Raw genomic sequence first — 11,944 nt, 5'->3', positions numbered from 1 at the left:
TTTAGGTTCAAGGACCAGTAATCATTGTATTAGCAGGAGTTTGATTACATTATCTTAAAAATAAAGATGGTGTATTTTAAAATGTGGGCTAATTAAGTCTTTACAATAATCCTAACTGAGGTATTATATAGCCTGCTCTGGCAAACAGAGTTATTAATGAGTATTAAGTAAAAGAAAAGCTTTAGATCTCTTCGTTTTATCGTTGTTATCCACAGTGTTTCCCTTAGCTTTATAGTCACATTCAATAATTCAAGCTTCAGTGCATCGCATTTTCGCGATAGATTTATTAATTTATTATATAAGGGACACAAAATGTCTAAAACAACTGGTTTAGTAAAATGGTTTAACGAAGATAAAGGTTTTGGCTTTATTACTCCTGATAACGGCGGCGCGGACGTTTTCGTTCATTTCCGTTCAATCACTTCAGATGGTTTCAAAACTTTAGCTGAAGGCCAAAAAGTATCTTTCGAAGTAGAACAAGGCCAAAAAGGTCCTCAAGCAGCTAACGTTACTGCTGAGTAAGTTCTTACTTTAGTAAGATAGCGCGAATAGTCTCACGACTGTTTGCGCTTTTTTTTGCCTAAAAATTACCTAGTGCAGCTTATATTTAATCATACTATTTTCAGCAGTCGCGATAGCCTCGCTGCTATTACCACTCTTCTTTTCCCGATTTTTCCTCAATGTACGTGTCGTGACGAGATAAACCAATGCGTTCACTCATCGAACTCAAATCTTTAACCCTGACAAACTTAGCTTAAACCTCAAAGGTAGATGAGATCTAGCTTCAATATCCCCATTAATGTGTATTCAGGCTTAGGCAAGGCATCTAAAAATTGATAAACTCAGCAGCGACATTACGCCTTGTATTTATAGACTATTGATGTTTTTTATTACACCGTTAAAATCATGACCACCTTGAACGACAAATTTTACCCATAGGAATTCTAAAGTGACAGATTCAGCAATCCGCCTAAATAAATACATCAGCGAAAGTGGCATTTGCTCAAGACGTGATGCCGACCGTTATATTGAGCAAGGTAATGTATTTATTAACGGTAAGCGTGCCCAGGTAGGCGATCATGTTACCGCTGGCGATAAAGTTAAGGTTAATGGTCACGATATCGAACCTAAGGATGCTGAAGACTTGGTATTTATTGCGCTGAATAAACCAGTGGGCATTGTTAGTACTACAGAAGGAACTGAACGCGACAATATTGTTGATTTTGTTAATCATTCAACACGTATTTTTCCTATTGGTCGGTTAGATAAAGACTCGCAAGGGTTAATCTTTTTGACGAACAACGGTGACTTAGTTAATAAAATCCTCCGGGCAGGCAATAATCACGACAAAGAGTATGTGGTTACGGTTAATAAACCGATTACCGATAGCTTTATTAAAGGTATGGCTGCAGGTGTACCTATTCTTGGTGTAGTAACGAAAAAGTGTAAAGTTGAACAAGTTGCACCTTATGCTTTTAAAATTGTACTTGTACAGGGATTAAATCGCCAAATTCGACGCATGTGTGAGCATTTTGGTTTTGAAGTGACTAAGCTTGAACGCCAACAAATCATGAATGTTAGCCTTAAAGGGTTACCCATTGGTGAGTGGCGCGATTTAGATAAGCAAGAACTCGATGTGTTGTTTGAGATGATAAAAGACTCCTCATCAGAAGATAAAAAGTCTGTGGCCAAGAAAAAGCCAAAACCTAAGCCTAAAACTGAATCATTGCGCGATAAAATTGAAGGGCCAGAACACTTCATGCAGCATAATCGCAGCACAAAACATAAAGGTCAGGCAAAAGGAGCGCCAAGGGGGCAAACTAAAGGCCAGGCACAAAACGGTAACGGTAAACCTAGCCCGTCTAGAAAGCCTAAGCGTTAATCGCTCAAATTGAATACTTTAAAGGCCATCAACTAATATTGATGGCCTTTTTTAATGAGCGGATTAACGCAGCCTTGGATAGATAATAATTTTCAGCACATTAATCAATAGAAACTGACATCATATAGACTCACAAGACTAAACTTTTTTTTAATTTAGCTCGTACAACAATCATGTTTCACTGACATTGTGAGTATGACTTGTCTTTATATCGCGGCTTGTTTTGTTTTACCAACGACTTAAGATTAAAAGATAACCTTGCTTTGAGTGCCTTGATCCGTCAAAGCACTGAAATCGCTTTTGTGTATGTGTTTGACCCTATGTTATTGAAAGCGAATAACTACCAGCAAACTTCTATCGGCCTGCATCGACTTGATTTTATACTGCAGTCGCTTGACGATCTCCGCAGTCAACTTAGCCTTTTGGGTCATCAACTGCATGTTTGTTATGGCAAACCTGATGTGGTGATTTCTCATATTGTGCAATCAAACAAAATTAACTTAGTCGGTTATTCAGATAATGTGGGCTGGAATGAAATCAAACTTTGGCAGCGACTAAAGCAAAAGCTAACACAAGTGAAGTTTGTGTCAGAGTGGAGTGATAGCTTATTCAGTTATGAGCAAATGAATGAATTTGATACTGAGTTTTCGAGTTTCTCGCAGTTCAGGCGCAAGATAGAAAAATACCGTCTTGAAGTGTCTCAATGTTGCCAAACCTGGTTAGATACACTGCCCAATCCATTCGTTATTGACACCGCTTTGTTTGATCAACACCAAGTAGGATTGCCTTTAGTTTTGGCAAGTCAGCATCAACAAAAGTCATTGATGTTAGGTGGCGAGCTAAGTGCGCTCAAGCATTTGCATCACTACTTCAGTAGCGATTTACCCAGCACATATAAAGTGACTCGTAATGAGCTGGATGGTTTTGATAACTCGACTAAATTTAGCCCTTTTTTAGCCCATGGTAATCTTTCTGCTCGCCAAGTTTGGACTGCTGTGCGGCAATATGAAGCTCAACATGGTGCTAATGATTCTACCTATTGGATAGGCTTTGAATTACTTTGGCGAGAATATTTCCATTGGTTAGCCTTGAGGCTAGCAACGCAATTATTTAACTTCAAAGGAGGCAAGCAAACCGCGCCATTAACCAGTTACTTTCCTGAACGTTTTCAAAAGTGGTGCCATGGCACAACACCGTATCCGTTAGTGAATGCCTGTATGAAGCAACTCAATGCCACTGGATATATGTCCAACCGGGGAAGGCAAATTGTCGCCAGTTGTCTGGTCAACGAGTTAGGCGTTGATTGGCGCTATGGCGCGGCATATTTTGAAAAACAACTTATCGATTATGATGTCGCTTCAAACTGGGGTAATTGGCAATACATTGCCGGCGTGGGCGCAGACCCAAGAGGTGGTCGTCATTTTAATATCGCCAAACAAAGTAAAACATATGATCCGGACAATGTATTTATTCAAAAATGGCAGGGCGAGCAGGGTGTGTGTCATTTAGATTCAGTTGATGCTGCAGATTGGCCAATATCTGCTGAAATGTCTTCAGAGGAAAGTTAATGTCTATAGCCGTTGTATGGTTAAAACGAGATTTAAGACTATCTGATCATCAGCCTTTAGTTAATGCAATTAATAGCGGCTTACCGGTGCTGTTGGTTTATTGCTTTGAGCCAATTTTAGTTAATGACCCACATTATTCGGCAAGGCACTGGCAATTTATTATTGAATCTCTGACTGATATGCAAACTAAGTTGCCCCAGGGCAGTTTACTGTGCAGTGCAGATCCAGCCATACAAACTTTGTCTGATTTGCACCATAAGTATGGTATTACGCAGTTATTTTCCCATCAAGAAGTGGGTCTAAAGGTGACCTTTGATCGTGATATTGATATTAAACATTGGTGCGATATAGAAGATATTGCGTGGTATGAAACGCCCTATGCGGCTGTTATTCGCGGTTTACCTAATCGTCAACATTGGGATAAGTACTGGCAACAGGTGATGCGTTATCAATTTGAGTCGATAAACTTAACCACAGTAAAATGGCTAATAGAGCCGCTTGCTTGCCATTCGCTGGCTGATGTTGCGCAACACTTTAACCAGGACAAAGGTGACTTTCAACTTGGGGGCGAAAACATGGCATGGCAAACGCTTGAATCATTTTTTCAAGGTCGTGGTCAGTCTTATGCCTATAGTTTGTCTAGCCCAGAACTGAGCCAGCAGCATTGCTCACGTTTATCCAGTTATCTGGCCTGGGGTAATATCAGTCTGCGTCAAGTTTATCAGCATCTGCTTAGTCATTGGCATACCAAAGGCTGGCGGCGAAGCTTAGTGGCACTGAGTTCGAGATTACATTGGCATTGTCATTTTATTCAGAAGTTTGAAAGTGAATCTGAGATGGAATTTCGTCCAGTAAATCGAGGTTATACCAACCTACCACGTGCTCACGGTGATGATGCTGATAATAAGCTGCTTGCATGGGAGCAAGGTCAAACTGGCGTGCCTATGGTTGATGCTTGTATGCGCTGCTTGCATCATACCGGTTATATTAATTTTAGAATGCGCGCCATGTTAGTCAGTTTTTTAACTCATCACCTGCAAATAGATTGGCGTTTAGGGGTTAAACATTTAGCGCGGTTATTCTTAGATTTCGAGCCAGGTATACATTACAGCCAATTTCAGATGCAAGCAGGGGTGACCGGTATTAATACTATTCGGATTTATAGTCCTGTTAAGCAAGGGCTGGAAAAAGATCCTCAAGGTGAATTTGTTAAACGTTGGGTGCCAGAACTTGCCGAAATACCTGCACCTTTAATTCATTCACCTTGGCAGTTATCTGCCATGGAGCAAATGATGTATCAAGTTAACATAGGTACAGATTATCCTGCACCGATAGTCGACTTAGGTGAAACCTATAAAGCGGCCCAAAGTTTACTTTGGCAGTGGCGCACTAAGCCTGAGGTTAAGCGGGAAGCTTATCGACTTTTGCAACGTCATGTGAGGCCAGATTAGATGAAAAAATCCCAGCTTCCGTCTAAGATATGTTTGGTGTGCTTACGTCCATTTAACTGGCGTAAAAAATGGCAAAAGGATTGGCAAAACGTTAAATATTGTTCTAAACGCTGCGCTGGTGAACGTAAAGCTATACTCCCAAACCCATCTGAGGGTAGCGATGTTGAACATGCTAATTTGCGCCCCGATAAGCTCAGTAGTATTAATACCAGCATAGATCAAATAATGGCCATTCAGACAGTGAACCGGAGTAAGAGATGAAGTCAGCAAAAAGGTTGCGGTTAATTTTAGGCGACCAACTTAATGCATCGCATTCTTGGTTTCGTGAAAAAGATCAACATACTTTATATGTTATTGCCGAGCTGCACCAGGAAGCCAGTTATACCCAGCATCATGCCCAAAAAATATCAGCCTTTTTTGCTGCTATGTCACAATTTGCCAGTGCACTTGAACAGGCGGGCCATTGTGTATTGCACCTAACCTTAGATGACACTGCGCAATATCAAGACTTACCAGCATTACTGACGGCCTTATTTCAGCGTTACAGTGTTACTGAGTTTGAATATCAACTTGCTGATGAATACCGCTTACGCAAGCAACTTGATACTTTTACTCAAGGGTTAACTATCACAGCAACATCTTATGAGAGCGAGCATTTTTATTTAACGGATGCTGAGTTGTCTGACTATTTTCAACAGGATAAAAGACATCGGCTAGAACACTTTTACCGTAAAATGCGGCTACGATTTAATGTGATGATGCAAGGGACTGAACCTGCTGGAGGCCAATGGAATTTCGATCAGCAAAATCGTCAAAAATTAAAACCCAAAGACTTTGCTTCTGTACCTGAACCCTTGTTATTTAGTAATGATGTCACATCAATATGGGAACGAATTCAACGGCATAACATCCATACCCTAGGTGAAGTGAATACCACCCTGTTGTGGCCAGTGAACCGGCAACAAGCATTATCACTTTTAGATCATTTTTGCCGCTTTTGTTTAGTCAGATTCGGACAGTTTCAAGATGCAATGACGGCTAAATTAGATACATTGGGTGAATCTAAGCAGTGGACCCTTTATCATTCACGGTTGTCCTTCGCCCTTAATACTAAAATGATCAGTCCCCAATGCGTTGTTAATACTGCTATTGCACATTTTGAGTCGTCTAATGGCGAAATAACCCTAGCGCAAATAGAGGGGTTTGTGAGGCAAATAATCGGTTGGCGCGAGTTTGTGAGGGGGATTTACTGGGCCAATATGCCGAACTATTCCAAGCTAAATGCACTTGGCGCATCAAGGGCGCTACCTGATTGGTTTTGGACCGGCAATACTAAAATGAACTGCCAGCACCATGCAATTAAGCAATCGCTTGAATATGCCCATGCACATCATATTCAACGGCTGATGGTAACAGGCAACTTTTGTTTAATCGCCGGCATTCAACCCGATGAGGTCGATGCCTGGTATTTAGGCATTTATATCGATGCTATTGAGTGGGTTGAAATGCCCAATACCAGAGGCATGAGTCAATTTGCTGACGGCGGTATTGTAGGCTCCAAAGCCTATGCGGCCAGTGGTAACTACATTAATAAAATGAGTGATTACTGCGGTGACTGTGTCTATCAAGTCACGAAGGCGCACGGCGCCAATGCTTGTCCGCTGAACTCATTATATTGGCACTTTATGAGCCGGCATCAAAATGACTTTAGCGCAAATCCACGCACTAAAATGGTCTATGCCAATTGGTTAAAAAAACCAGCGGAAGATCGCCAGATTATTTTAGACCATGCGGAACACTTATTGGCTAATTTATCAGCGCTATAAGACATAATAGATACTATCTGCCTGTTAATTTTAGGATAAACCATTAATGAAACACTTAACTTCTGAAGATATAATCGCGCTAGAACCACGTTTTAGAGCACGTTTTATTAACAGCTTATCGGGCTTTAAGAGTGCCAATTTAGTAGGCACTCAAGACGCAAAGGGCATAACTAATTTATCTATGATTAGCTCAGCGTTTCATATTGGTGCAGATCCCGCATTAATGGGAATGATTATCCGCCCCGATGGTGTGCCCAGAGATACCTTAGACAACATTAAACAAACTGGGGTTTATACTATTAATCAGGTTTCGGCACAGATTTATAAGCAGGCTCATCAAACTTCCGCCCGTTATGATGTTGGTGTGTCTGAATTTGAACAGGTGGGCTTAACCGCTGAATACATTAACGATGTAGCTGCACCATTTGTGGCACAAAGTCGGCTGAAGTTTTCTTTGCAAGTGCGTGAGATTATCCCGCTCGCCATTAATAACACCATTTTAGTGATTGGTGAAATCAGCCACGTTTTATTTGTTGAACAAGCATTAAAAGCCGATGGCTATCTTGATATAGAGTCACTTGAAACCGTTGCGGTATCCGGGCTTAATGGCTATCACACTACCAAGCGATTAAGTCGTTTAAGTTATGCCAAACCCGATCAAGATTTATCCCAGTTATCCGTTGATGGTGATTAGCAATTAGTTAGAAATATAAAATAAGGTAAAACGTAAGTACTTATTGATACTTGCATGATTTGAATCACAGTGACATTAACCATTTAAGGGCAGTATATTAGTTATACGTAATCCTCGAAATTAAGAGATAAAAAGTGACTGACGCCAGGCTTATCTTGTTACTAAAAACCAGTATAACGATAGGGATTAGCTTAATTCTGACGGGCATTTATTTGCACAACTTTAATGAAACCGTTGAAGCCATGGGCGTAAAAGGCATTATTATCAGCGCCATGTGCGTTGCCTTTGGCATGGTGCTGTCATTGCCCACTAAAATGTATCTGACATTTCTTTTGGTGACGCGGGAGTCAGAAAAGCAAAAATAAAAGTATTAACGTCCCATAGTATGTTGCAGTTCTATTTTGATCTTTCCCATTATGCTTTGCTGTTATCTGCTTAATTCAGACTTTTTGTTGAATAAACCCAAGACTATTGGGCCAAAAACACCGATAATTCACCTTAATTAGATAATTTGGCCGTTTGGCCGTGAATGACTGTAGGCGTATTCAATGGAAATCAAAGTAAATTTTCTCGACAATTTAAGACTAGAAGCCAAGTTCGATGACTTTACCGTCACGGCTGATCAACCTATTCGCTACAAGGGTGATGGTTCTGCGCCGAGTCCCTTTGATTACTTCCTAGCTTCGTCTGCCTTATGTGCCGCCTATTTTATTAAGGTCTACTGTAAAGCGCGTGATATATCGACTGAAAATATCAGATTGTCGCAAAACAATATTGTTGATCCTGAAGATCGCTATAACCAAATTTTCCAAATTCAAGTAGAGCTACCTGCTGATATTTCTGATAAAGATCGCGAAGGGATTTTGCGTTCAATCGATCGCTGTACCGTGAAGAAAGTGGTGCAAACAGGTCCTGAATTTAAAGTTGAAACCGTTGAAAATCTCGATGCCGATGCCAATGCAATGTTGATGGGGCAAGTTGAAGGCGATTCCAGTACCTTTATTTTAGGTAAAGATTTACCCCTTGAACAAACCATTCAAAACATGACCACCATGTTGGCCGATCTTGGGATGAAAATTGAAATTTCATCGTGGCGTAACATAGTGCCAAATGTATGGTCTTTGCATATTCGTGATGCAGCATCGCCTATGTGTTTTACCAATGGTAAAGGCGCGACCAAAGAAAGTGCACTGTGCTCAGCCTTGGGCGAGTTTATTGAGCGTTTAAACAATAACTTTTTCTACAATGATCAATTCTATGGTGTTGAGATCGCCAATAGCGAATTTGTCCATTATCCGAATGAGAAATGGTTTGCTTTAGAAGAGGACGACTCACTACCAACTGGCCTATTAGATGAGTATTGTTTAGATATTTATAATCCAGATGAAGAGCTAAATGGCTCGCACCTAATTGATACTAACTCAGGCAATATTGCTCGCGGTATTTGTGCTATTCCTTATACGCGTCAGTCTGATGGTGAAACGGTATATTTCCCGTCTAATCTAATCGAAAATTTGTTTTTAAGTAATGGCATGAGCGCCGGTAATAACCTACAAGAAGCCCATGTGCAGTGTTTATCTGAAATTTTTGAGCGTGCAGTAAAGCGTCAAATCATTGAACAAGAAATAGTGCTGCCAGATGTGCCAATGTCGGTACTTGAAAAGTACCCTAGTATTCTAGCGGGCATTAAAGGCTTGGAAGAACAAGGCTTCCCTATTGTAGTGAAAGATGCGTCATTAGGTGGCCAATTCCCGGTGATGTGTGTGACCTTAATGAATCCAAGAACTGGCGGCGTATTCGCCTCGTTTGGAGCACACCCAAGCTTTGAAGTGGCGCTAGAACGCAGTTTAACTGAGCTGTTACAAGGGCGCAGTTTTGAAGGCTTAAACGATGTGCCAAAACCAACATTTAATAGCATGGCAGTGACCGAACCTGAAAACTTTGTTGAGCACTTTATTGACTCAACAGGGGTAATATCTTGGCGCTTCTTTAGCAGTAAGTATGACTATGAGTTCTGTGAATGGGATTTCTCCGGCACCAGTGAAGAAGAAGCGAGTGGGCTGTTCGGTATTTTAGAAGCTATGGGTAAAGAAGTGTATATCGCTGAATTTACTGAATTAGGTGCTTCAGCTTGCCGTATATTAGTGCCGGAATATTCCGAAGTTTACCCAGTGGATGACTTAATATGGGACAACACCAATAAGTCGCTTGCTTATCGGGAGGATATTTTAAACCTGCACTCGTTAAGCACTAAAGCCCTAGGCAAGTTAGTTAATCGTTTAGAAGAAAGCCAGCTTGATAACCAGACCGATATTGGTACCTTAATTGGCATCGTATTTGATGAGAATACGGTTTGGGGGCAGCTGACCATTATTGAACTCAAAATAATGATTTACTTGGCACTAGGACAGCATGAAGATGCCCTGGAATTAGTCGAGGAGTTTTTGCAGTTTAATGACAACACTGTGCAACGCCGCTTGTTCTATCAAGCAGCCAATGCCGTGCTTGAAGTGACCTTAGATGAAGACTTAGCGCTAGAACACTTTATCGGTAACTTTAATAGAATGTTTGGTGCTGAGGTAATGGACAATGTGGTTGGGTCTGTCTCGGGTAAGGTACGTTTTTATGGTTTAACTAAAACCAGTATCAATTTAGAAGGGATCGAGCCGCATTTAAGGCTGATTGAAAGCTACAAGAAGCTTCATCAAGCGCGTCAGCAAAAGTCATAAGCATGAAAAAATAATTAAACATAATAAAAAATGCCAGCGATAACGTTTAAGTTACCGCTGGCATTTTTTTAGCTTATCTTAACCGTGTAAATATCGCCGCCTGACCCTAAAATATTGACAGGCCTAAAACTCGGCAACCACTTTTACTGTGTCATTCACTGAGCCGCTGTCTATATAACCAATCATACTTGGGTTTGAAGAGATCAATTTGATCATGTCCTCGGTACTGGATACTTCTTTGGGTGGTGTCCCTTTACCAGTAAACATTTTCTTCGACCAATAAGCTTTTAGCTGACTTGCTGACTTACTTAATACAGCAGAGTCAAATGTCTCTTTAGCCGTTTGTGACGCATCCATATTAATTGGTACAACTTGCTCTCCACTGGGGAACGACTTTACCTTACCAAGATATATGTTTTCGATATATTTTTGATCGATACTGTCAGCGTTACTCGGGTGAACAATAACCGCAATTGCCGCGGATGCTTGCAGTGATATTAAGCTCAACAGGATTGAGCATAGTAATTTATTCATATCTCTCTCCTAGAATACTAAGTCAATACCAACAGAAACCGCTTTAGCATCACCGGCAACTTTCAAGCCCGGTCCGCCATTATCTTCTACGTCATCATATTGCACTTTAAGAGCGGCAGAAGGATGAAAATCCCAACGAACGCCAAATGATGTCGTATTATGAACTTCGCCACCAACACCGTCATTAAAGTCTGAATAGGAAACGTAAGGGGTAAAATCGCTAATTCTGTAACCAAGGGTGATTAAGTAAGTATCTAGATCATCACCCTGCAGAGCGAGGCGATTTAATTCAGTTAATAGGATAAAGTTTTCATAATCAATATTGACTGATAAGCCATAAAACTTACCTGTTCGTTCGGTACTGCCGTCCCATTCTTGTTGTACATCGCCGATATATCTTTCATTGGTATATTGCATATGAGTTAAGCGAATATCCAACCAATCACGATTAAATTGAACAACGATACCGCCTATATCTTTCCAAATTTCACGGGTGCTTTCTAAAAAGAAGAATTCAGATAACAGTTTATTTGGGTCACTTTCTTCAAGACCATAATAAACTTGGCCAGACACAGTCCAATCGCCTACAAGATAGCTGTAGAGCGCGCTTACTCCTGTATAGTTAAATATTTGCCAAGTATAGTTATCTGCTGGTGGTCTGATCCAGGTGTAAGCATAACCAACGTCAAAGAAGTCACTGTAATAATAAAGAGGTAGACGCTTTTTACCCCCTTGGAATGTCCAGTTGTCGTTGAGTTCATATGACACATAAGCCCATTCAAAATCGGCAGAAAAGTCATTAGCACCTCGAGAAACGACTTGAGCCGTTGCTGATAAACCTTCCATTAAGTCAGCACTAAATTGAATACCGAAAAGTGTATCGGGTTTAAAACTGATTTCTTCTTCATAGACACCCACTAAAGGGTAATCTGCTAGAAATGAGGGACCTAAATCAAATTCTTCAACGCCGGAGCCTTCTAGTACTTGACCGCCGACAATAGAAGCAAAACCTGAAATATTCACTTCAGCTAAAGCTGGCGATGCCAGAAATAGTGAACTGATGACAATTGCTATCTTCTTTTTCATAGAAAAACCTTAACAGTGAGGTTATATTCACTATTAAGGTTAGGACAGTTTTTTATTAGTGCAACTTTGAGTTAACTTTTTTGCAACTTATTTGATGTATTATGGTCTAAAGCTTTTTCTTTGCTTGTAAGCACTGTTTTTAATAAGCATTACTTAGATATTGTTAAGGACGCT

The 11,944-nt window shown here is 40.6% G+C and carries 10 protein-coding genes and 1 pseudogene; 9 read left to right on the top strand and 2 right to left on the bottom strand.

What is annotated here, in order from left to right:
* Positions 1-312: 312 nt before the first annotated feature.
* The 9 genes and pseudogenes from cspE to FJ709_RS16035 all read left to right on the top strand — a co-directional run bounded on the left by cspE (position 313) and on the right by FJ709_RS16035 (position 10,150).
* Complete coding sequence (gene cspE / locus FJ709_RS16075) at positions 313-522, top strand: transcription antiterminator/RNA stability regulator CspE (protein ID WP_226411051.1); 210 nt, start codon at positions 313-315, stop codon at positions 520-522.
* Positions 523-949: 427 nt separating this feature from the next.
* Entirely contained in the window at positions 950-1,882 is a 933-nt protein-coding gene (gene rluF, locus FJ709_RS16070) for a 23S rRNA pseudouridine(2604) synthase RluF (RefSeq protein WP_226411049.1), read from the top strand.
* 200 nt (positions 1,883-2,082) lie between these two features.
* Positions 2,083-3,450: a DASH family cryptochrome gene (locus tag FJ709_RS16065; RefSeq protein WP_226411047.1), complete on the top strand. Its 1,368-nt coding sequence runs from the start codon at positions 2,083-2,085 to the stop codon at positions 3,448-3,450.
* The gene (locus FJ709_RS16060; protein WP_226411045.1) at positions 3,450-4,901 is read left to right on the top strand and encodes a cryptochrome/deoxyribodipyrimidine photo-lyase family protein; all 1,452 of its coding nucleotides are present in this window, start codon (positions 3,450-3,452) and stop codon (positions 4,899-4,901) included. The genes FJ709_RS16065 and FJ709_RS16060 overlap by 1 nt, the downstream gene beginning before the upstream one ends.
* A pseudogene (locus FJ709_RS16055) lies at positions 4,902-5,033 on the top strand (DUF2256 domain-containing protein); the annotation flags it as partial.
* Positions 5,034-5,158: 125 nt separating this feature from the next.
* Positions 5,159-6,727 carry a cryptochrome/photolyase family protein gene (locus FJ709_RS16050; RefSeq protein ID WP_226411043.1) on the top strand — a complete coding sequence of 523 codons (1,569 nt, stop codon included), beginning with the start codon at positions 5,159-5,161 and terminating at the stop codon, positions 6,725-6,727.
* A 46-nt stretch (positions 6,728-6,773) separates the two neighbouring features.
* The gene (locus tag FJ709_RS16045; protein ID WP_226411041.1) at positions 6,774-7,421 is read left to right on the top strand and encodes a flavin reductase family protein; all 648 of its coding nucleotides are present in this window, start codon (positions 6,774-6,776) and stop codon (positions 7,419-7,421) included.
* A gap of 134 nt (positions 7,422-7,555) precedes the next feature.
* On the top strand, positions 7,556-7,786 hold the full coding sequence (locus FJ709_RS16040) for a hypothetical protein (protein WP_226411039.1): 231 nt from the start codon (positions 7,556-7,558) through the stop codon (positions 7,784-7,786).
* A gap of 183 nt (positions 7,787-7,969) precedes the next feature.
* Positions 7,970-10,150, top strand: a complete 2,181-nt coding sequence (locus FJ709_RS16035; RefSeq protein ID WP_226411037.1) for an OsmC domain/YcaO domain-containing protein — start codon at positions 7,970-7,972, stop codon at positions 10,148-10,150.
* A 123-nt stretch (positions 10,151-10,273) separates the two neighbouring features.
* Here FJ709_RS16035 and FJ709_RS16030 read toward each other — a convergent pair whose 3' ends face one another.
* Together FJ709_RS16030 and FJ709_RS16025 are read right to left on the bottom strand one after the other, a co-directional pair.
* Positions 10,274-10,684: a type 2 periplasmic-binding domain-containing protein gene (locus FJ709_RS16030; protein WP_226411035.1), complete on the bottom strand. Its 411-nt coding sequence runs from the start codon at positions 10,682-10,684 to the stop codon at positions 10,274-10,276.
* 9 nt (positions 10,685-10,693) lie between these two features.
* Positions 10,694-11,770, bottom strand: a complete 1,077-nt coding sequence (locus FJ709_RS16025) for a porin (RefSeq protein ID WP_226411033.1) — start codon at positions 11,768-11,770, stop codon at positions 10,694-10,696.
* Positions 11,771-11,944: the final 174 nt, after the last annotated feature.

It is taken from the genome of Shewanella glacialimarina (assembly GCF_020511155.1).
Taxonomy (GTDB): domain Bacteria; phylum Pseudomonadota; class Gammaproteobacteria; order Enterobacterales; family Shewanellaceae; genus Shewanella; species Shewanella glacialimarina.
This window is presented reverse-complemented; position numbering and strand designations above follow the sequence as displayed.

What these genes read in the sequence shown, in the direction of transcription:
- FJ709_RS16045 (WP_226411041.1), top strand. Translation starts at nt 6,774, where the DNA reads ATGAAACACTTAACTTCTGAAGATATAATCGCGCTAGAACCACGTTTT.
- FJ709_RS16030 (WP_226411035.1), bottom strand. Translation starts at nt 10,684, where the DNA reads ATGAATAAATTACTATGCTCAATCCTGTTGAGCTTAATATCACTGCAA.
- FJ709_RS16025 (WP_226411033.1), bottom strand. Translation starts at nt 11,770, where the DNA reads ATGAAAAAGAAGATAGCAATTGTCATCAGTTCACTATTTCTGGCATCG.
- FJ709_RS16035 (WP_226411037.1), top strand. Translation starts at nt 7,970, where the DNA reads ATGGAAATCAAAGTAAATTTTCTCGACAATTTAAGACTAGAAGCCAAG.
- cspE (WP_226411051.1), top strand. Translation starts at nt 313, where the DNA reads ATGTCTAAAACAACTGGTTTAGTAAAATGGTTTAACGAAGATAAAGGT.
- FJ709_RS16060 (WP_226411045.1), top strand. Translation starts at nt 3,450, where the DNA reads ATGTCTATAGCCGTTGTATGGTTAAAACGAGATTTAAGACTATCTGAT.
- FJ709_RS16050 (WP_226411043.1), top strand. Translation starts at nt 5,159, where the DNA reads ATGAAGTCAGCAAAAAGGTTGCGGTTAATTTTAGGCGACCAACTTAAT.